The 21,427-nt window shown below is 66.5% G+C and carries 14 protein-coding genes; 9 read left to right on the top strand and 5 right to left on the bottom strand.

Going from position 1 to position 21,427, the window contains the following annotated elements:
* The first annotated feature begins 12 nt into the window (after positions 1–12).
* From P7B02_RS02220 to rhaM, 4 genes are all read left to right on the top strand, one after another.
* Positions 13–1,251, top strand: a complete 1,239-nt coding sequence (locus P7B02_RS02220; protein WP_277784669.1) for a family 43 glycosylhydrolase — start codon at positions 13–15, stop codon at positions 1,249–1,251.
* A gap of 94 nt (positions 1,252–1,345) precedes the next feature.
* On the top strand, positions 1,346–2,452 hold the full coding sequence (locus P7B02_RS02215) for a glycoside hydrolase family 88/105 protein (protein WP_277784668.1): 1,107 nt from the start codon (positions 1,346–1,348) through the stop codon (positions 2,450–2,452).
* Between the two features lie 2 nt (positions 2,453–2,454).
* Positions 2,455–4,047 carry an MFS transporter gene (locus P7B02_RS02210; protein ID WP_277784667.1) on the top strand — a complete coding sequence of 531 codons (1,593 nt, stop codon included), beginning with the start codon at positions 2,455–2,457 and terminating at the stop codon, positions 4,045–4,047.
* Positions 4,044–4,385, top strand: coding sequence for an L-rhamnose mutarotase (gene rhaM / locus P7B02_RS02205; RefSeq protein ID WP_277784666.1), 342 nt, complete (start codon positions 4,044–4,046; stop codon positions 4,383–4,385). The genes P7B02_RS02210 and rhaM overlap by 4 nt, the downstream gene beginning before the upstream one ends.
* A gap of 57 nt (positions 4,386–4,442) precedes the next feature.
* Here rhaM and manD read toward each other — a convergent pair whose 3' ends face one another.
* Positions 4,443–5,708 carry a D-mannonate dehydratase ManD gene (manD, locus tag P7B02_RS02200; protein WP_277784665.1) on the bottom strand — a complete coding sequence of 422 codons (1,266 nt, stop codon included), beginning with the start codon at positions 5,706–5,708 and terminating at the stop codon, positions 4,443–4,445.
* A 162-nt stretch (positions 5,709–5,870) separates the two neighbouring features.
* On the opposite strand from manD, the gene P7B02_RS02195 reads away from it, so the two are divergent.
* From P7B02_RS02195 to P7B02_RS02185, 3 genes are all read left to right on the top strand, one after another.
* Positions 5,871–6,635: a FadR/GntR family transcriptional regulator gene (locus tag P7B02_RS02195; protein WP_277784664.1), complete on the top strand. Its 765-nt coding sequence runs from the start codon at positions 5,871–5,873 to the stop codon at positions 6,633–6,635.
* Positions 6,636–6,741: 106 nt separating this feature from the next.
* Positions 6,742–7,881, top strand: coding sequence for a glycoside hydrolase family 88/105 protein (locus P7B02_RS02190; RefSeq protein WP_277784663.1), 1,140 nt, complete (start codon positions 6,742–6,744; stop codon positions 7,879–7,881).
* Between the two features lie 111 nt (positions 7,882–7,992).
* The gene (locus tag P7B02_RS02185; protein ID WP_277784662.1) at positions 7,993–9,855 is read left to right on the top strand and encodes a hypothetical protein; all 1,863 of its coding nucleotides are present in this window, start codon (positions 7,993–7,995) and stop codon (positions 9,853–9,855) included.
* Positions 9,856–9,915: 60 nt separating this feature from the next.
* Here P7B02_RS02185 and P7B02_RS02180 read toward each other — a convergent pair whose 3' ends face one another.
* The 4 genes from P7B02_RS02180 to P7B02_RS02165 all read right to left on the bottom strand — a co-directional run bounded on the left by P7B02_RS02180 (position 9,916) and on the right by P7B02_RS02165 (position 18,622).
* A complete protein-coding gene (locus tag P7B02_RS02180) occupies positions 9,916–11,766 on the bottom strand; it encodes a glycoside hydrolase family 2 protein (protein WP_277784661.1) in 1,851 nt (616 codons plus the stop codon).
* A 180-nt stretch (positions 11,767–11,946) separates the two neighbouring features.
* Positions 11,947–14,379: a glycoside hydrolase family 3 protein gene (locus tag P7B02_RS02175; protein WP_277784660.1), complete on the bottom strand. Its 2,433-nt coding sequence runs from the start codon at positions 14,377–14,379 to the stop codon at positions 11,947–11,949.
* A gap of 21 nt (positions 14,380–14,400) precedes the next feature.
* Complete coding sequence (locus tag P7B02_RS02170) at positions 14,401–15,465, bottom strand: alginate lyase family protein (protein WP_277784659.1); 1,065 nt, start codon at positions 15,463–15,465, stop codon at positions 14,401–14,403.
* Positions 15,466–15,532: 67 nt separating this feature from the next.
* Complete coding sequence (locus P7B02_RS02165) at positions 15,533–18,622, bottom strand: TonB-dependent receptor (RefSeq protein ID WP_277784658.1); 3,090 nt, start codon at positions 18,620–18,622, stop codon at positions 15,533–15,535.
* A 299-nt stretch (positions 18,623–18,921) separates the two neighbouring features.
* Between P7B02_RS02165 and P7B02_RS02160 the strand changes: the two genes are divergently transcribed.
* Both P7B02_RS02160 and P7B02_RS02155 read left to right on the top strand, forming a co-directional pair.
* Positions 18,922–19,674: a FadR/GntR family transcriptional regulator gene (locus tag P7B02_RS02160; protein WP_277784657.1), complete on the top strand. Its 753-nt coding sequence runs from the start codon at positions 18,922–18,924 to the stop codon at positions 19,672–19,674.
* Positions 19,675–19,752: 78 nt separating this feature from the next.
* On the top strand, positions 19,753–21,381 hold the full coding sequence (locus tag P7B02_RS02155) for an ABC-F family ATP-binding cassette domain-containing protein (RefSeq protein WP_277784656.1): 1,629 nt from the start codon (positions 19,753–19,755) through the stop codon (positions 21,379–21,381).
* Positions 21,382–21,427: the final 46 nt, after the last annotated feature.

The raw sequence follows: 21,427 nt of genomic DNA, 5'->3' as shown, positions 1-21,427 counted from the left end.
GGCAAGTCCGCCATGAATCGACACAAGCCGCACCGACGCGACATCGTGCTGGGCCTCGCCGCCCTGGCGCCTGGCGCGGCCCTGGCGCAGACCGTCTACACCGACGCGCCGCCTCCGCCGGGCAAGCCGCTGGCGGCGGATGTGGACAACAGCCGCAGGATCATCCCTGCGCCGAGACGCGACTACTGGCCCTATTCCGGCGTCAGCGGCGGCGGCGCGCCCGTGAGCGCGCGCACTCAGGGCGGCGGCTGGGTCTCGGGCATGCCGGACGTGCGCTATGAGGGACCGGTTCCGCGGTCCTATCCCACGGCGCCCTGGGGCGGATCGTCCTCCGGTTCAGTGGTCAAGGACGGGCTTCTGCCGCCGATCCGGCCAATCTGGGACGCGCACATTCGCGACACCATCGTGCGGCCCGCCCCCGACGGCGCCTACTACATGACCGGCTCGACGGGCGACAACATCTGGGCCTGCAACGACGGGGTGGAGCTTTGGCGCTCCCGCGATCTGGAGACCTGGGACTACCTGGGTCTGGTCTGGAGCATCGAGCGCGACGGGACCTGGGAGAAGAACTGGACGATGCGCAAGGGCGTGCCGTTCCGGGCGATCTGGGCGCCGGAGATCCACTTCGTGGCCGGCGCCTGGGTCATCTGCACCTCCATCAGCGGCGTCGGCGTGGGGCTGCTCAAGAGCGTTTCCGGCAAGCCCGAGGGGCCCTACCGGCCGGTGATCTCCGATGTGGCGCCGATCAAGGGCAACATCGACTCCACTCTGTTCGAGGATGACGACGGACGCGTCTGGCTGAGCTTCGGCGCGGGGGAGGCGATCCGCCAGATCAAGCGCGACTTCAGCGCCTTCGAGGGCGATTGGATTCCCCTGAAGCTGGACGAGGCGACGGCGCAGACCGATGCTCAGGGCCGTCGCCGGCTCGGCTTCGAGGGGGTCACGCTCTTCAAGCACGACGGCCGTTACTATCTGGGCGTCGTCCACAAGACCGACGGCCGATACTCCTTCGCCTTCGCCATGTCCGACCAGCTGTTTGGCCCATACCACACCCGCCACGAGGGCGTGCCGGGCGGGGGCGGCGGCAATGTCTTCAAAGATCACCAGGGGCGCTGGTGGCAGACTTACTTCGGCAATGACGACAGCGCGCCCTTCCGCGAGAAGCCGGGCCTGGTGCGCATCGAATTCGACAGCCAGGGACGCATCGTGGTGGCTAAGGACCAACCGTTCCTGGCCAGGTCGACGACATAGCCCTGGTTTGTATGGAACGGGCGTCGCAGCTCTCGTAAGGACCTGCTCAGCCTCGCAGCCGCACGCTCGATGCTCATACCCGCCTGGAGTGATCATGCCCCACCTCGTCCATGACCTGTCCTATGCCGACATCCGCGACGCCATCGCGCGGCTGACGGACAACCTGGTGAACATCAAGGATGAGTCCGGTGCGTTCCTGCTGCGTCTGGACGACGGCCGGGTGATCGACACCAAGGGCTGGAACGACTGGGAGTGGACCCACGGGATCGGCCTTTACGGCCTCTACAAATTCTTCGAGCAGACGAATGATGCGGCCACGCTGAACATCATGCTCGACTGGTTCGAGAACCGCTTCGCCGCCGGCACCCCGACCAAGAACATCAACACCGTCTCGCCCTTCCTGACGCTGGCCTATCTCTACGAGCAGACCGGCGACCAGACCTACATCCCCTATCTGGACACCTGGGCCGAATGGCTGATGGACGGCCTGCCGCGCACCGAGGAGGGCGGGTTCCAGCACATCGTCTTCAATGACGAGAACCCGCAGGAGCTCTGGGACGACACCTTGATGATGAGCGTCCTGCCGCTGGCCAAGATCGGCCTGCTGCTGGGCCGTGATCACTATGTGGAGGAGGCCAAGAAGCAGTTCCTCATCCACATCAAGTACCTGTTCGACCGCAAGAGCGGCTTGTGGTTCCACGGGTGGACGTTCCTGGGGCGGCACAACTTCGCCGACGCCCTGTGGGCGCGCGGGAACTGCTGGGTGACCATCGCCATCCCCGAGTTCATCGAGCTTCTGGATCTGCCGCCCGAGGACAGCCTGCGCCGCTTCCTGATCGAGACCCTGGAGGCGCAGGTCAAAGCCCTGGCCGCGCACCAGCACGAGAGCGGCCTGTGGCGCACCCTGATCCCGGACGATACCAGCTATCTGGAGGCCTCCGCCACCGCCGGCTTCGCCTATGGGATCCTGAAGGCGGTCCGCAAGCGCTACATCAGCGCAGAGTATGAGGCGGTCGCCTTGAAGGCGGTGAAGGGTGTTCTCGCCAACATCTCGCCCGAGGGCGAGCTGCAGCAGGTCTCCTTCGGCACGCCGGTCTTTGACGACCTGCAGGGCTATCGCGACATTCCGCTGACCTCCATGCCCTATGGCCAGTCGCTGGCGATCCTGTGCCTGGCCGAGTTCATGCGGCGGTACATCTGATCGTGACGACGTCCTCGCAGTCCGCGCCGCGCGTTCCCCGCTGGTGGAACTATTGGGGCTGGGGCTCGGGCGACGTGCTGGGCGCCGGCGCCCAGGCGGTCATCACCGGCTGGCTGTTCTACTTCTTCACCACCTTCTGCGGTCTGACCGCCGTGGAGGCCGGCCTGATCCTGGGCCTGCCGCGCCTGCTGGAGGCGATCACCTGTCCCCTGATCGGCTACCTGTCGGACAATCTGCGGCACACCCGGATCGGCCGGCGTATCGGCCGCCGGAAGGTCTTCCTGCTGATCACCATTCCGCTGCTGCCCAGCTTCGCGCTGATCTTCGTGACCGGCCAGACCTTCCTTTACTACCTGGCGGTCTTCGTCTTCTTCGAGCTGCTCTACACGATGTTCCTGATCCCGTGGGAGACGCTCGCCGCGGAGATGACCAAGGACTACAAGCAAAAAGCCCGCTTCGCCGGGGCCCGCATCCTGGTGGGACAGGGCTCGGCCATCGTCGCCTCCTATCTGCCCACCGTGATCATCAACGCCGTAGGCGGCCGGGACTCCGCCCAGACCTTCTTCATCATGGGCGGCATCTTCGGGGTGATGTTCAGCCTGACGGTGCTTGTGGTGGTCTGCCTGAGCTGGGAGCGCCCGTACACGGCCGAGGAACGCGCCGTCCGTTCGGCGCCGTTCAGCCTTAAGGCCGCGCTCCTGATCCCGGCCCGCATGTTCCGTGACCTGTTCTCGACCTTGCGGATCCGGGCTTTCCGCCAGCACCTGTCGATCTATCTGGGCGGATACATCTCGCAGGACATCTTCAACACCGCCTTCCCGATCTTCGTGGCCACGGTGATGATGGGCGCGACGGTGATGATCTCGCAGATGATGACCCTCATGTACGCCGCCCAGCTGGTGTCGGTGATGGTCGCCATCAATCTGGTGATCCGCATCGGGCCGGCGGCGGCCTATCGGATCGCCATCGCCTTCTTCGGGGCCGCGCTCCTGTGGCTGCTGGCCATCTATCTGACGCGGCCGGCCGCGGGGGGGAGCGCGGCGTTCGTGGCGACCGACCCTGCATCTGTCGTCTGGGTGATGGGGCCCATCATCCTGGCGGGTTTGGGGCGCGGGACCCTGAACTTCGTGCCCTGGTCGGTCTACAACTACCTGCCGGACGTGGACGAGGCGGTCACCGGGCAACGCCGCGAAGGCATCTTCGCCGGCGTGATGACCCTGGTGCGCAAGGTGGCTCAGTCCGGCGCCATCATCATCACGGGCTGGATCATCGATCTGGGCGGCTATGTCTCTCCGAAGACGGCGGGCGGCGCCCTCGTGCAAAGTCCGCAGGCCGTGGCCACGGTCGCCTGGCTGCTGGTCCTGGGACCGGCGGTGGTGATGCTGCTGGGTCTGGCCGCCTCCTGGCGCTTCCGCCTCAATGCGCGGACACACGAGGTGCTGATGGCGGAGATCGAGCACCTGCGCGTTGGCGCGACCGCGCCTTCCAGCCGCGCCGCCGGCGAGGTTGTCGAGGATCTGACCGGCTGGCCTTATGCGCGGCTCTGGGGCCGCAACACCCTGGGCGCCCGGCCGCTTCATGGGGAGCCAAGATGAGCGAAGCGCTCGAGACCATCGCCTTTCGGATGACGCTTAATCCCGGCCAGGCCGCGGAGTACAAGCGCCGTCACGACGAGATCTGGCCCGAACTCTCATCGGCCCTGACCGAGGCCGGCGTGCGCGACTACCGCATCTTCCTCGACGAGGAGACGCATCACCTGTTCGCCGTCCTCACCCGCACGATCGACAACACCATGGCCCGACTTCCCCGAACCGAGCTGATGCAGCGCTGGTGGGCGATGATGGCGGACATCATGCAGACCCGCCCCGACAACGTCCCGGTCCAGGTCGACCTGACTTCAGTCTTCCATCTGACGGCCAAGAGCGCGCGCTAAGCGGTCGCTCCGGCCTTTTTTCGAAAGCATCGGCTCAGCCAAGACGCGCGCTTGGGCTCACCAGTCGAACATCGTGCCGTCCCGCAGGCGGTTCACCGGCAGGTAGGCGCGCCTGTAGGGGTATTCTCCGGCCAGCACCTCGTCGATATCCACGCCCAGGCCCGGCTTGTCGCCCGGGTGCAGCATGCCGTCCTTGAAGCTGTAGGCGTGCGGGAAGACCGCGTCCGTCTCCTCGGTGTGGCGCATGTATTCCTGCAGGCCGAAGTTCGGGACCGAAAGGTCGAAATGCAGGGCCGCCGCCATGCAGACCGGCGACAGGTCGGTGGCGCCATGGCAGCCGGTCTTGACGTTGTGCATGGCTGCAAAGCTGGCGACCTTGCGCAGGTGGCTGACGCCGCCGGCGTGGACCACGGTGGCCCGGATGTAGTCGATCAACTGCTCCTCGATCAGCTGCTTGCAGCTCCAGATCGAGTCGAAGATCTCGCCTACGGCCAGCGGCGTGGTGGTGTGCTGGCGGATCAGGCGGAAGTTGGCCTGGTTTTCCGCCGGAACCGCGTCCTCCAGCCAGAACAGGCGATACGGCTCCAGGTCCTTGCCCAGGCGACCGGCTTCGATCGGCGTCAGGCGATGGTGCACGTCATGCAGCAGGTGCACATCCCAGCCCAGCACCTCGCGGGCCTTCTCGAACAGCCTGGGCGCATGAGCCATGTATTGCGGGGTCGACCAGATATTTTCGGTCGGCATGTCCGCGTCGGCCGGCTCGTAGAACATCTTGTCCCTGGAGACGCCGTAGGTGCTGGCCAGGCCGGGCACCCCCGTCTGCAGGCGGATCGCCTTGTAGCCCATGGCCTTGTACTTCACCGCCTCGGCGATGGTCTCATCGATGGTCTCGCCGTTGGCGTGGCCATAGACGGTCACCCCCGTGCGGCACGCGCCGCCCAGCAGCTGGTAGACCGGCAAGCCGGCGGCCTTGCCCTTGATGTCCCACAGAGCCGTATCGACGGCGGCGATGGCGGTCATGGTCACCGGGCCGCCGCGCCAGTAAGCGCCGCGATAGAGGTACTGCCAGATGTCTTCGATCTGGTGTGCGTCGCGCCCGATCAGGCAGGGGATGACGTGATCTTCCAGATAGCTGACCACAGCCAGTTCGCGCCCGTTGAGGGTTGCGTCGCCCAGGCCGTAAACGCCTTCAGCGGTCTCGATCTTGAGGGTGACGAAGTTGCGCCCGGGGCAGGTCACGATCACCTTCGCGCCGGTGATCTTCAGCGGCCGGGCGAACCGGTTGGCTTCGGAGAGCGGGGGCAGGGCGACAGGGGCGTTCATCAGAGCACTCAGAGAAATTGGTCAGGCCACTAATGCGTCACCTGTCAGGCCGACGTCAAGGGCAGGCTCGATGACCGTCGGGCTATTTTCGTGGAATGATCGCTGAAGTCGGGGCCAATCCGGGACCTGACAACCATGGCCGAGCCGCGATACAAAGTTCCCATGACCACCACGACCGCCGACGCCCGAAAGCTCTATCAGCAGGTCGCTGACGCCGTGGCCACGGCCATTCGTCGTCAGCGCTATCCGGCCGGCGGCCGCCTGCCGTCCGAGCGGGACCTGGCCGAAGAGTTCGGGGTCAGCCGTCCCACCATCCGCGAGGCGATGATCGCTCTCGAAATCTGGGGACTGGTCGAAGCCCGTCACGGCTCAGGCATCTATGTCACCGACGGCGCCAAGAAGGCGGCCGAGGCCGAGCCCGAGCTGGACATCGGCGCCTTCGAGCTGACCGAGGCGCGCCGGCTGGTGGAGGGCGAGGTCTGCGCCCTGGCGGCCTCCACGATCAATGATGAGGAGCTCGAGCAACTCGGCCGGATCGTCAAGGCGATGATCGCCGAGAACGACGCTGACGTGGCGGGCGAAAAGGCCGACCGCAGCTTCCATGTCACCATCGCGCAGGCGACCCGCAACGCAGCTTTGGTCACGGTGGTCGAGGAGCTGTGGGACATCCGCTACAAGTCGCCGCTTTGCGCCGCCATGCTGGCCCGGGCGCGTGAGGCCGGCTCCCGCCCCCTGATCGACGACCACCAGCTGATTCTCGAAGCGCTTGGCACCCGCGACCCGGTTCAGGCCCGCCAGGCCATGCGCGACCACCTGGGCCGCGTCATCGAAGACCTGCTCGCCGCCACCGAGATGGAAGCCTTGCAGAAGGCCCGCAGCGAAACCGCCGCGCGACGTGTCGAACTGGCGCGCCGCGGTTCGATCTGAGCTTGGGTCGAACTGGCCGGACCAAAACCGCTGTCGCTGATTTTGGCTTGACCACTGGCGCGCGCTTCCCGCAACTGACCTCCAAAATCAAAACCGGGAGGCGTCCATGAGGAACTGGTTGATCGCTGGAGCGGCTTTCGCCGCCATGGCCGCGGGCTCCGTCCAGGCCGCCGCGCCCGCTCAGGAGCCGCCTGTCTCCGCCATGCGCCGGGTCGCTGACTGGCAGCTCGCCCACCTGGACAACTTCGACTACATCACCGCCTTCCGCGACCGGGTCGAGGATCCGACGGGCTGGGTGCAGGCCGCTTTTTGGGTCGGCATGACCGAGCTGGCGGACATGAATGTCGACCCCAAGTACGCCCGGGCTATCGAGGCTGTCGGCGCCGACCGTCACTACGCCCTGGGCCATCGGCCCCTGCACGCCGACGATCACGCCATCGGCCAGACCTGGGTGTGGGTCCACGAAAAGACCGGCAACGACGCGGCCCTGGCGGCCATCAAGACCCGCTTCGACGCCATCCTCGCCGATCCGCCGAAAAACAGCCTGGAGTTCGTCCCCGGCGTTCCGGGCATGGAGTCCGCCTGCCAGCCGCGGTGGTGCTGGAGCGACGCGCTGTTCATGGCCCCGTCTGTCTGGGCCGCCATGAGCCGCGAGACCGGCGATCCTCGCTACGCCGCCTACGGCGACAAGGAGTTCTGGGCGACCACGGACTATCTCTACGACAAGACCGACCACCTTTATTATCGCGACAGCCGCTTTTTCGAGCGCAAGGGGCCCAAGGGCGAAAAGATCTTCTGGGGCCGAGGCAACGCCTGGGTCTTCGCCGGCATCGTGCGGATGCTGGAGGCCCTGCCCGCCGACCATCCCAGCCGTCCGCGCTACGAGCAATTGATGCGCGAGATGGCCTCCGCCATCGCTCCCCTGCAATCGCCCGCCGGCTATTGGCCGGCATCCTTGCATGGCGGGGCCGGGCAAAACCCCGAGACCAGCGCCGCGGGCTTCTTCGTCTATGGCCTGGCCTGGGGCGTGAACCACGGGGTCTTGGATCGCGCGACCTATCTGCCTGTCATCGACAAGGGCTGGTCGGCCCTGCTGGCGGCGGTCGAGCCCGACGGCAAGCTTGGCTGGGTGCAGCAGGTGGGCAATGCGCCCGAGCAGGTGAAGCGCGAGGACAGCCAGCTCTATGGCGTCGGCGCATTCCTGCTGGCCGGTTCTGAAGTGCGCAAATTGCGCTTAAGCCGCTAGGTTGCTTGACAGAATTGGTTAGGCCGATAGCAAATGGTCAGGCCAATTCATCTGGCGGCGGGTGGTGCGTGATCGCGTAGGCTCGCGCCGCCTCCTTATCCGAGCAGCCTGATGTTCAAACCCGTTCCGTTCGTCCTGGCGACGGTGCTCGCCGGCTCCGTCTCTCCGGCTATCGCCGCCGCGCCGGCGCCTCGCGGCGTCGCCTACGAAACCGTCGCCCCCATGAACGCGACGGTCGAGCAGCGCATCCTGCCCGAGCTCGACGTGTTGATGGGCAAGCTGCTGGCCGAGAAGCGGAACATGACCCTGGATGGGGTCAAGGTTTTCGAGGCGGACGACAAGTTCCTGCCCGGCAAGATCGCCATCGGGCTCAGCTACTTGCTGCTGGACACTCCGCGCGACGACCCGCGCTTCCGGCGCTACCTTGCCGGCTTCCGCGAGATCGCGGACATGACGGTGGAGGAGAAGAACGACACCTGGGGCGTCTACTACTACATCCAGGCGCTCCACATGCTGAAGGAGGCCGGCCTGCTGGACGACGCGGTGTCGGCGCAAACCCGGGCCAGGCTGAGAGCGAAGCTGGACTGGCGGCATTTCGTCCGCTCCGACGACCTGACCCTCATCGACCTGCCCAACAACTACTACGGCGTGGCCTTCAGCGTGGCGCGCCTGCGCTACCAGATGGGCTGGGAAGACGCCTCGGCCAGCGAGGCCCTGCTGGCCCGGATGCTGGATCACTATCGCAAGTATTCCGGCGAGTACGGCTTCGCCGACGAGACCGATGGCGACGGCCGCTTCGACCGCTACAGTGTTCTGCTGATCGGCGAGATCGCTCATCGGTTCATCGAAAGCGGCATCCCCGCCACGCCCGAGCTGAAGGGTTGGCTGCGCAAGTCGGTCGACATGATGCTGCCGCGCTTCAACCGCTACGGCGAGGGCTTCGAGTACGGGCGCAGCATCGGCGCCTATGGCGAAACGGCCTTCCTGGAGGTGATGACCGCCGCCGCCGTGCTGGGCGTCCTCACCGACGAGGAGAAGGAGATGGCCTACGCCTTCTCGTCCCGCGTCACCGCCCGCTACGCCGACTTCTGGTTCGATCCGAAGATGGGGTCGGTGGACATGTGGGAGAACGGCCGCCGAACCGACGCCTATCGCGGCAAGCACCGCATCCTGGGCGAGAACCTCAGCCTCGCTCGCCAGCATATCTACACCAGCCGGATCTGGGACGAGCAGGGCTTCCGCAACAAGGCGCCCTCACCCCGGTTCGACGCTTGGCTGAAGTCCCTGCCCGAACGTCAGACGACCTGGTTCGCGCGCGGCGGATATGACCGCTTCGTGGTCACATTCCGCGACGGCGACCATGTGCTCAGCCTGCCGGTGATCAACGGCGGAACCGGACAGCACATGCATAGCCCCTATTTTCCCGTGCCGTTCTCGGCGGGGATGTTGTCGGGCGTGGCCGACGGTGACGCGCCGAACCTCCTCCCGCGCTTCACGCTTTCCGACGGCGTCCAGTTGATGCCCCTGGCCTATTTCAAGGACGCAAAGGTCACCGTGGCGGGCAAGACGACCACCATCACCTGGCGCCAGGATCAAGTGGACCGCATGGGCGACAAGGCTCCCCGGCCCGATGATCGCCTATCGGTTCGGACCACCTATGTGTTCAGTCCCGGCAAGATCGTGCGTACGGATCTCTACACGCCCAAGGCGCCGCTGGCGCTCGGCGCCATCGACCTGGAGCTGGGAACCTACTCGGCCGAACCGTCGTGGACCGGCCAGGGCTTCGCCTTCGGCGCAGGCGACGTCACCGGCTTTGCGGCGACTGGTCTGGACGGTTGCGAGGCGCGGCCATTCGAAAGCGCGGCGGACGCGGGCACGCCGCCGGGGCCCATGAAGACGCGTCTGGTCTGCACGTCGGGGCCGCGTACCGTATCCTCGCCGTTCTCGATCAGCTGGACGCTGACCTATCGCTGATGCGACCCGGCGGGACCCGGTCGCGACAGACCGACACCGGTGCTCGCCGGTTCGACTGCTCTAATGATCCGGCGAGGTGACCGCGCGGCTGCGATAGTAGGCCGCGAGGACCTCGAAGGCGGCTTTGCGCTCGCCGGTCGGCGAGATCAGGCCCTTACGGTTCCAACCCTGTTGATGGACCGGATGTTGGCGGCGCGGCGCGCGGAAGTCCTTCAGCACCCATGGCGACATGCCCGCCACGCTCGGCGCCTTGTCGACCATGGCCAGGGTCTGACGGTAATAGCGCGCCTGGAAGTCCTCGGAGAACTTTCGCTGAAGCTGCGGGTCGTGGAAGCCGGCCTTGGCGTCCGCCCCGAACTCGGAGAACACGAGCGGCTTGTCGGTGGCGGCCCAACGGATGTCAGGCACCTGATCGAGCGTGTCGTCGCCGTACCAGCCGCTGTAGGTGTTCACGGCCAGCACATCCAGCTTAGGCCCAAGCGGATCGTCGATGACAGTCCGGCGCTCCGCGCCCCTTCCGACACGGTTGGACAGTAGGGCCGCGGTGACCAAGCGCGTGTCGTCCAAGGCGCGGACATCGTCGATCAAGGCGCCGAGGAAACGGTTGCGCGGCTCGCTCACGGGCGTCTCGTTGGCCACGCTCCAGAAGACGATGGAGGCGCGATTGCGGTCGCGGCGGATGTTCTCGGCCAGCATGGCGCGGGCCAGAGACAAGGTGCGCGGATTGGCGAAGTCCACCAGCCAGTAGACGGGGATCTCGCTCCAGACCAACAGGCCCATCTCATCGGCCAGACGGGTCGTGATCTCCGAGTGCGGATAGTGGGCGAGGCGCACGAAGTTCACGCCCAGACCATCGCGAGCCTCGGTCAACAGGGCGCGGGCGGAGGCCTCGGTGATGATGCGTGAGGGCTCTTCGCCGATCTCCTCCTCATGCATGCTGATGCCCCGCAGGAAGATGGGCGAACCGTTGAGCAGGATCTTCGATCCCTTCACCTCGATGGTACGGAAGCCGACCCGGTCGCGCAGCCGGTCGGCGCCCGCCGTGACTTCGACCTCGTAGAGCGTCGGGCTTTTGGGCGACCAGCGCTTGAGGCCGCGCGGTGCGCTCGCCGCGCCCTTCCAGGCCCCGTCGGCGTCGGCCTTGCCTGACAGAGTCAGGCCCAGCGCCGGGATGCGCACCTGAATGGGCGAGCCCGTCGCCTGAGCGCCGTTCAGCTTGATGTCGGCGGCGATGCGCCCCTGTCGGTCCAGGCGCACCCAGGCCTCGTCCACGAAGGTGGCGGGCGCGTAGACAAGTCGCACAGGGCGGGTCAGGCCGCCATAGTTCTCCCAGTCCGTGACCGGGGGCGGCACGCCTTCGGGCGTTGGTGTCGAATCCACACCCACCGTGAGATTGTTCTCGCCCGCCCGGATCAGGTTGGTGACCTCGAAGGCGAAGGGGGTGAAGCCGCCCTCGTGCTGGCCCACCAGCTTGCCGTTCAGATAGACCCTGGCGGTGTAGTTGGCCGCCTCGAAACGCAGGAAGGCCCGCTGCCCGGCCGGCGGCGCGGCCGCGAAGCGGCGCTGATACCAGACCAGTCCCTGATAATGCCGAAGCTGCGGCGCATGGGTCAGCCAGGATGACGGCAGGTCGGCGACGGCCGAGCGCTGCATGTCGTATTCATAGAGCGCGGTCGGGGCGGCGCGGGTCACCGCATCGACGTCGCTGTCCTCATAGCGTCGATGACCCACGCCCGCCTCGCCGCGATGAAAGCCGAGCAGGCCGTCGCGATAGGGATCGATCGAATAGGTCCAGGCGCCGGTCAGGGACTGGCCGTCGCGCAGATCGGCGCGGGTGAGAACCTGGCCCAGGGCCTGCGAGGCCGTCAGGGCGGCCGTGAAGGCGGTGGCGGTGAGGATGGAGCGGATCATGCGGGCTCCCTGAGATCCAAGGCGTCAGGCCTGAAAAAACAGCCGGACCCCAGGGGAAGTCGGGGTCCGGCCTAGCAGGGGAGATGATCTCGCCGCGCACCAAGAGACGTCAATGCGCAACGAGATATTGGTCAGGCCATTTGTTGAGTATGGCGACATGATGTCAAGCCAATTTTCGGATTAGGCCGGGCATCCACCTGCGGTCGTTTTGACCAGCCGGACGTCCTCGATCTCCACAACAGCAGCGCCCTCCGCATGCAGTACGAAGGGCTTGCCGACCTTGGTCAGATCGAGGTCCGTGAAACAGGACAGGGGCGTGGATGCGGTGGCCCAGGCGCCCACCGCCGGCAGGGAGCGTCGGGCGCCTTCCGGTCCGAACCAGACAGGTGCGCCGCTCGTGTCGATCCGACGGTACCGCACGCTCAGGGCGTAACCTTCCCGGGCCAACGGGCTCAGATCAAGGGCGCGCCCGCCCAGCCAAGCCGAGCCCGCCTTGGCGAAGGTGAAGCGCCGCGCCGACTCCTGAGCGCCGCCATCGACGATCCCATAGGACACAGCGCCGCCGGGGCTGCGGGACTCGCGAAGCTGGCCGACCCGCATGGTGCGCCCGTCCGCATCCTGCAGGGTCAGGGACCAAGGGGCTACGATGCGGCCGTCGGCGAAATAGCGGGCGCTGGGCCCAGCTCCCGGCGTGACGCCGGAAGCCTCGCTCAGCAGGCCGACGCGAGCGGGCTTGGCGTAGGACAGGCCATAGCCATAGGCGAACTGCGGATCGTATCCGGGCTGGCCGATGTTGAGCGGTCCCTGCACGGCGGTCTTCGGCCAGGAGAAGGACAGGCGGCCGGTGAAGTCGCGCGGCGCCCTGCCGTTCTTGGCCGACACCAGGACGTCGGCCGCGGCGCCGGCCTGGCTGCCGGGAAGCCAGGCGGCCACGAAGGCGTCGGCGGCGTTGATCTCCGGATTGGTCCAGAGGGGCCGGCCGGACAGGAACAACGCCACCGTCGCCACGCCCTTGGCCTTCAGGTCACGCAACAGGGCCAGGGGCTCCTGCGGCGCGTAGTCGAGATTGTCCACGTCGCCCTGGAACTCCGCGTACGGGTCCTCGCCGAACACCACCACGGCCACGTCGGGCTTTTGCGTGAAGGCGCCGTCGATGCTCAGTTCGGCGCTTCCGCCGGCGTCCTCCACCGCGTGCTTCAAGCCGGCCCAGATCGACTGCCCGCCGGGGAAGTCGGCGTTGGTGGTTCCCGTTCCCTGCCATGAGATGGTCCAGCCGCCGGAGGCCAGGCCGATGTCGTCGGCGGCCTTGCCCGCGACCAGAAGCCGGGCGCCCGGTTTGATCGGCAGGACCCCGTCGTTCTTGATCAGCACCAGGGATTTGGCCACCGCCTCGCGCGCCAGATCGCGGTGCGCTTGCGAGCCGATCATCGAGAAGTCGCCCTCGATGGCCGGGCGCGGGCCGAAGAGGCCGGACTTGATCTTCACGCGCAGGATGCGGGCGGCGGCTTCCTCGATGCGCGCCAGGGGAATCTCGCCGGACTTCACCTGAGCCAGGGTGTTGGCGTAGAGGCCGCGCCAGCTGTCTGGCGCCATGTACATGTCCAGGCCGGCGTTCATGGCGGCGGCGCAGCTTTCCTTGCTGCAGCCCGGCACCTGTCCGTGGGCGTTCCAGTCGCCGACCACGAAGCCCTCGAAGCCCAACGGCCCGCGTAAAACGTCTGTCAGCAGGGTCTTGCTGCCGGTGTGCTTGACGCCGTTCCAGCTTGAGAACGAAGCCATGATCGTCAGCACGCCCGCGTCGATCGCCTCGCGATAGCCGGACAGGTGCTGGTCGATCAGCTCGCGCTCGCCTCCCTTGAAGTCGCCCTGGTCCAGGCCCGCCTCGGTGCCGCCGTCGGCCAGGAAGTGCTTGGCCGAGCCGGCGATGCGTCCGTCGGCCAAAGAATGGCCGGCCGATAGCCTGCCCTGGAGGCCCAGGGTCATCGGTCCGGCATAGGCCCGCGCCAGTTCGGGCGTCTCGCCATAGCCCTCATAGGTGCGGCCCCAGCGGTCGTCGCGGGGCACGGCCAGGGTCGGGCCGAAGGTCCAGTCAGCGCCGGTGGCGGCGACCTCCTTGGCGGTGGCTTCGCCGATGCGGCCGATCAGGTCCGGGTCGTGCGCCGCGCCAAGGCCGATGTTGTGGGGAAAAAGCGTCGCTCCGACCAGGTTGTTGTGACCGTGCACAGCGTCGATGCCGAACATCAGCGGGATCTTCGCGCCGGGGCGCTGGGCGGCCGCCTCGCGGAAGGCGGTGACCATGGCGAGCCATTTGGCCGCATCGCCGCGCTCGTCGCCGAAGGGGCCGGAGCTGCCGCCGGCCAACAAGGAGCCCAGGGGATAGGTCTTGAGGTCCTCGGGCTTGATGTAGGAGATGTCGGCCTGGATGGTCTGGCCGACCTTCTCCTCCAGGGTCATCTTCGACAGAAGTTCGCGCACCTTCGCCTCGGTGGCGTCGTCGGTCATGGCCGCGGGGCTCTTGGCGTGCGGCCACAGATCGGGATGCGCCGTCTGGGCGTGGGTTGCGCCCGCCAGGGCGAAGGCGGCCGTACTGGCGATGAGGGCGGCGCGGATCATCACTTCACTCCGGACAGACGCTTAGGGCTTGGATGGCAGGCAGACCGACATCCAGGCCGGCGCCGGGCGCGAGTACTGCTCCGAAAGCCTGCGGCTGAGCGCGGCGTATTCGGGACTCAGCGCCGCTGCGTAGGCGAAGGTGTTCACCGCCGCGGACGGCTTCCAGGGGTGAGGCGCGTATTCCGACTGACCTGACGCGGCGCGGTCACGGTCGAACTGGATCTTGGAGTTGGCGAACTCGATATGGGTCTTGTCGCCGCGCGCATAGGCGGCGAACCAGTCGAGCGACCGGGGCAGGCTCGAACCGCTCTGCGCCTTGTAGCTGAACCAGTCCTGGCCATTGGCCTTGGCGGCAAGGTTCGCCATCAGCAACGGATCGAAGTTGTAGGTGACGTAGTGCAGGGCGTCGCGTTCGTGGAAATCGAACGTCGTGCCGTCCGTGTTCAGGTTGGCCGCCACCTGAGCCTCGTAAGCCTTGCGAGCGCGAGCGATCAGTGCGGCGTCGCCGGTGGCGAAGGCGCTCATCGACGCCAGCTTGATGCGATGGCTCTGCCAATTGGTGTGAGCGTTCTTCGGACCCGCGTCCATGGCGTCCAGATAACCGACGGCCATGCGTCGCCAGAAGGCGTCCATCTGGGTGCGGGTCGCCGTCGGAAGGTCAGCCTTGGTCAGGTCATAGGACAGGATCAGAGCGTCGAAACCGGTCTCGTCGATGGGGTTGAACGACATCTCGTAGATGTCGGCCCAAGCGCTCAGATACCGGCCGGCCTGGTCGAGATAGGCGCGGTCGCCGGTCACCCGCCATGCCAGGGCGAAGTCCAGCGTGATGGGGTGGTCGGCCTTGGCCTTGATGCTGATGTCGCGGATGCCGTGGCCGGGCAGGGTGCCCTCGGTGTGCAGGCGCGCAAGCGGCGCGGGCGGCCGGGCGAGGTTGGCGCGCGCGCGTTCCATGGCCGCCTGAACGGCGGGGGTGGTTTGGCTGAGGGGCGCCTTGGCTGGCGCGCAGATGGCGAAACCGCCGGCGGCGAGGGCCGGCGCGGCGGTCAGGGTGGTCAGCAGGGCTGCGCAGATCAGCGTCGTCCGCATTGTCGGGCTCCTCGCAAAAAGAGAGCGGCCGGGTTCCGCGAAGGAGCCCGGCCGCGAGGAAGGGTCTTTAGAAGGTGGCCCGCAGGGTCACCTGATAGGTGCGTCCGTCGTAGTCGATCCGGCGCGGCAGCATCGGGTCGTTCTCGTATTCGGAGCGGGTCGCGTCGGTCAGGTTGAAGGCGTCCGCCGAAACTGTCAGGCGCTCGGTCAGCTTGTACGAGGCCGAGGCGTCCAGCTGGCTGCGGGCCTTCACCGTGCGCGCGTCGCCGACGAAGGAGTTGCCGGCCGCCAGGTCGTACTTGTCACGCCAGTTGTAGACGAGACGGATGCCGAACTTGTCGGCTTCATAGTAGCCGATCAGGTTGATGTTGTTCTTCGAAACGCTGGGCAGGGTGATGTCGCGCCCCGCCTGATCCTTCCCGTCGATGTTGGTCCAGGAGTAGTTGAACGCGCCGCCGAAGTTGCGCCAGAAGCCCGGCAGGAAGTCGAGGTTCTGCTGGATGTTGAACTCCACGCCGGTGACGGTCATGTCGTTCTGGTTGGTCTGGCCGGAGACGTTGACCTGGGCGTTGCGCAGGACGCCGCCGGCGCCGACGAACTGGTTCGAGCTGATGCAGCGCGGGGTGCCGGCGGAATTGTCGATCGACAGGGTCCCGAGGTTCACGTTCAGGCCCGGGATGACGCCGTTGGCCGGGCACAGCTGAGCCGGGTCGGTGATCGGGCCGATATAGCCGCTGATCTCCTTGCGGTAGGCGGCGATGGCGATCAGGCCGCCGGGGCGGTTGTACCATTCCAGCGACAGGTCGAAGCTGTCGGACGTGTAGGGCTTCAGGCCCGTGGCGCCGATGGTCACGGTGTAGACCGGGTCGACCGGCGGCGTCAGGTTGATCGGCTCCTGGACGAAGCTGGTCGGCACGATGTCGCGCGGCTGCGGGCGCACATAGGTGGAGTAGGCCGCAAAACGCAGGACAAGGTCCTCGCGCAGGTCGGCGGCCAGCACCAGGGACGGCAGCCAGTAGTCGTAGGTCTCCTCGGTCTTGGTGGTGGTCAGCGAGTGGTTGACCGGACCGGCCACCACGGAGGTGGCCGCCGAGCAGTTGATGCAGTTCAGCGCCGTGATGTCGTTTTGGGTGTACTCGTAGCGCAGGCCCAAGGCGCCCCGCACGGGAATGCTGAGCAGGTCGGTCTTGAACTCCGCCATCGCATAGGCCGCATAGATGTCGGCGGCGTTGGTGAAGTTGTTGTTCCAATAGTTGCCGTCCCAGTAGTTGTTGATGAAGCCGTAGGGCGTCAGGAACACGCCCGGAGCGTTGATCGCGAACTGGTCGGGCAGGCCGTTGGGGTTGGCGGCGCTGCGCGGATTGGTGTTGATCGGCGTGACCACCGACAGGATCTGGTTCACGTCCACGCCCATCCAGTTGGACGTGGCGCCGTTCGCCTTGCCGCCGAAGAAGTCACGAGCGTAAGCCAGCTGCTGGGCCATGGCCGGCGTGATGTTCTGGGTCTGCGAACCCAGCGACGTGTTGCGTGAGCCCGAAGAGGTGAACTCGCGGCGTTCCGCGCGGCCGCCGAACTTCAGGGCGGTGAGAAGACCGTCTTCAGAGAAGCTGCGGACCAGGTCGAGCTGGAAGGAGTCCAGTTCGTTCTTGGCCATGCCGTTGGTGCCGGTGACCCCGAAACGGTCGCCCGGAGTGCCCGCCGCCTGGCCCGGCATCTGGGCGCCGGCCTGGGTGGCGGCGTTGGGTGTGGCCGGGATCGTGTAGCCGCCCGTCGGGATGTGGGTCGCCTTGGGCGTGTTCAGGACCGCCGTATAGTTGGACAGGTCCGTGCCGCCCAGGGCCACCGAGGTGGTGATGCCGTTCAGGCCCGCCGGGCCGAGGTTGCGGTACGGGTTCTGGACGATGTCGAATTCGATCTGGTCGGCGCGGGCCTTGGCGCGCGAGATCGTCAGGTTGGCGGTGGCCTTCCATTCGTCGTTGTCGAACTCGACGGTCGGGTTGATGGCCCAGGTCGAGTTCTCCGCCGGCTCCGATCGGATGGAGTCGAAGGTGTTGATGTTCTCGGCCGAGAACGAGTTGATGTAGGCGCGGTCGCCGTTCGGCGTCTTGACGATGTAGGGCGTGCCCAGATTGCTGATCCGCGCCACGGCCGATGTGGCGCTGAGGGCGGTGTTGGTGTTCTGGCCGGCGGTCGCGTCGATGTAGAGCAGGTGGTTGGTGGCTTCATCCAGCTTGCGCTTGGTGAAGAAGCCGTTGGCGCCGATCTTCCAGTACTCGTTCATCCGCCATTCGAAGCCGGTGGCGCCGGACCAGGTGTCGCCGCGGTTGAACTTCACCAGCTGGCGGGTCTGGCTCGGATAATAGACGCCGCCCGGGTTCTGGGCGATCAGGGCGTCATAGACGGGGTTCTGGCCGGGGACGGCCTGGTTGCCGACCTGGATCGAGCCCAGGCGGTTGGCCCAGGAGTTCACCGTGATGGAGTCGCGGCGGAACTTCTCCTGCTTGTAGGCCAGGACGCCGAACACCGCGAAGTCGTCGGTGAGATGCTTGTTGTAGCCGATGGTGCCCAGCGGGCTGCCCAGGTCCCCGAGCTCGTTGTACTCGTAGGAGGCCTTGGCGAAGCCGCCGTCCTTGCGGCCAAGCGCCGGCGCGATGCGCAGGTCCACATTGCCCGACAGACCGCCCGCCAGGTCCGCCGCCGTCGGCGACTTGATCACGTTGATGGCGGTGAAGATATCGGAGTTGAAGGCGCCCAGCGGCGTGGAGCCGTTGAGGATCGGATCAGCGAAGGCGCCGCCGTTCAAGGTGGTGCGGGCGAAGGTGCCCGGCAGTCCGCGCAGAGAGATGGTGGCGTTGCGGCTGTCGGCTTCGCGGTTGATCTGGATGCCGGGAATGCGTTGGACGGCTTCACCCACGTTCAGGTCAGGAAAGCGGCCCATGCCGTCGGCCGAGATGCCGTCGGAGATCTGCAGGGTGTCGCGCTTGGTGGCGATGGCGTTGGTGTAGGCGGCGCGAAAGCCGGTGACCACCACTTCTTCGACCGCGTCATCGGCCGCCGCTTCGGGCGCCGAGGTCTGAGCGAAGGCCGGTGCGGCGGCCATCATGGCGCAGGACGCCAGGAGCGCGGCGCGCAGCGCCCCGCGATCAGCAGTTCTCATCGTATCCCTCCCTGACGCGCTGTCGGCGTCTGTCAGGAAGTTATCAGGCCAATCTGCGTTATCCGTCAAGATTGGTATTGCCACCGGTTTCCTAAATATTACGGCGAGTGAAGGCTTGAAGGTGGGAAAGTCTAGAGAAACCAAAGGGCTAAGTGTGGTTCTCCTGCTGTGCAAGGCCTGTTCTGGTCAGCGGATTTTTCGCTAATGGCTTGACCAATTTGCTTGCACGCACCCATCAATGTCTGAACAAGGGGAGGCTGTGATGGTGCGGACGGCGATGGCCGAACGGGTGGCGTGACATGAGTCAGACCGCCCAAAAGCTCTACCAGCAGGTTGCTGAACGCATCACCCAGGCCATCCGCGAGGAGCGTTACAAGCCCGGCGCGCGGCTTCCGTCGGAACGGGATCTCGCCGAATGGCTCAGTGTCAGCCGGCCTACGATCCGCGAGGCCATGATCGCCCTTGAAATTCGCGGCGTGGTCGAGACGCGTCATGGCTCCGGGGTCTGGGTGCTGCAGGCGCCCGAGCAGACCGAAGTGCCCATGGAGCTCGATATCGGGGCCTTCGAGCTGACGGAGGCGCGGCGGATGTTCGAGGGCGAAGCCTGCGCCTTGGCGGCGGTGAACATGACCGAGGATGACGCCCGCGAGCTTGAGGCGATCATCGCCAAGATGGTCCAGGAAAACCGGGGCGACGTCGCCGGAGAACACGCCGACAGGGCTTTCCACGTCAAGATCGCCGCCACGACGCGCAACGCCGCCATCACCTTGATGGTCGAGACCCTCTGGGACTGGCGCTACAAGTCGCCGCTGTGCGCCACCATGCTGGCCAGGGCCCGCAAGGCCGGATCCCGTCCGGCCATCGACGATCACCACACCATTCTTGCCGCGCTCCGCGATCGCGACGCGGCGGCGGCGCGGGCGGCCATGCGCGCCCACCTGGACAGGGTGATCGAGGATCTGCTGCAAGCCACCGAGATGGAAGCCATCGACAGGGCGCGGATGGAGGTTCAGGCCCGCCGAGCGGATGTTCAGCGTCGGGCTGCGATCTAGCCGATCCGGAGCCGAGGTCGGGATTGGCGTGACTGCAAGGGTGGCGTTCTGCTCGCTCCCGCGTTAGCAGACCGCCCCATGATCCGCCTCGACAATATCTCCAAGCAGAACGGCCACCAGATCCTGTTCATCGAAGCCTCGATGGGCGTCCAGAAGGGTGAAAAGGTCGGGCTTGTCGGCCCGAACGGAGCCGGCAAGACCACGCTGTTCCGCATGATCAAGGGGCAGGAGCAGCCCGACGACGGACTGGTCACGATCGATCCCGGGATGACGATCGGCTATTTCAGCCAGGACGTGGGCGAGATGTCGGGCCAGAGCGCGGTCGCCGCGGTGATGGACGGAGTCGGTCCCGTCAGCGCCCTGGCCGCCGAGATGTCCCAGCTTGAGGCGGCCATGGTCGATCCGGACCAGGCCGACCGGCTGGACGCCGTCATGGAGCGCTACGGCGAGGTGCTGGAGCGCTTCCAGGAGTTGGATGGCTATGCGTTGGAGGCGCGGGCGCGGGAGGTTCTGGCGGGCCTGAGCTTCAGCCAGGAGCGTATGGACGGTGATGTCGGCTTGCTCTCCGGCGGCTGGAAGATGCGCGTGGCCCTGGCCCGCATCCTGCTGATGCGGCCCGACGGCATGCTGCTGGACGAACCCAGCAACCACCTCGACCTGGAGAGCCTGATCTGGCTTGAGGCCTTCCTCAAGAACTATGACGGCGCTCTGCTCATGACCTCGCACGACCGCGCGTTCATGAACCGCATCATCGGCAAGGTGGTGGAGATCGACGCCGGCTCCCTGATCACCTATTCGGGCGATCTCGACTTCTACGACCAGCAGCGTGCACTCACCGAAGCGCAGCGCCAGGCGCAGTACGAGCGCCAGCAGGCCATGCTGGCCAAGGAGATCAAGTTCATCGAGAAGTTCAAGGCGCGCGCCTCGCACGCCGCCCAGGTCCAGAGCCGGGTCAAGAAGCTCGACAAGATCGAACGCGTCGAGGCGCCGCGGCGCCGCCAGGCTGTCCAGTTCGAATTCCAGAGCCCGCCCCGGTCGGGTGAGGACGTGATCAGCGTGCGCAACGTCCACAAGGGCTATGGCGACAGGCCGATCTACGAAGGCCTCGATTTCCTGGTGCGCCGCAAGGAGCGCTGGTGTGTCCTGGGCGCCAACGGCGCCGGCAAGTCGACGCTGCTGAAGCTGGTGGCCGGCGACGCGAAGCCGGATCAGGGGACGGTCAACATCGGCGCCAGCGTCAAGATGGGCTACTTCGCCCAGCACTCCATGGATCTGCTGGACGGTGAAGAGACGATCTTCGAGTCGCTGGAGCGGTCGTTCCCGCAAGCCGGCCAGGGCAGCTTGCGCACCCTGGCGGGGTGCTTCGGCTTCTCGGGCGACGATGTGGAGAAGCCCTGCCGCGTTCTGTCGGGCGGCGAGAAGGCGCGCCTGGTCATGGCCAAGATGCTGTTCGATCCGCCGAACCTGTTGGTCCTGGACGAGCCGACCAACCACCTGGACATGGCCACCAAGGAGATGCTGGTCGCGGCCCTGGCGGATTTCGAGGGCACCATGCTCTTCGTCTCGCACGACCGCCACTTCCTGGGAGCGCTGTCGAACCGCGTGCTGGAGCTGACCCCAGAGGGCGTCCATCAGTACGGCGGCGGCTACACCGAATATGTCGCCCGCACGGGCCAGGAAGCGCCGGGGCTGCACCCGGGCGGGTAGCGGCTTAAGCGCCCGAGCCGGCCGCTCCCGGCACAGGCGGCGGACC

This window comes from Caulobacter segnis (assembly GCF_029543125.1).
In the GTDB taxonomy this organism is placed as follows: domain Bacteria; phylum Pseudomonadota; class Alphaproteobacteria; order Caulobacterales; family Caulobacteraceae; genus Caulobacter; species Caulobacter segnis_D.
The sequence above is the reverse complement of the archived record's forward strand: the minus strand, read 5'-3'. Positions and strand labels throughout refer to the sequence as shown.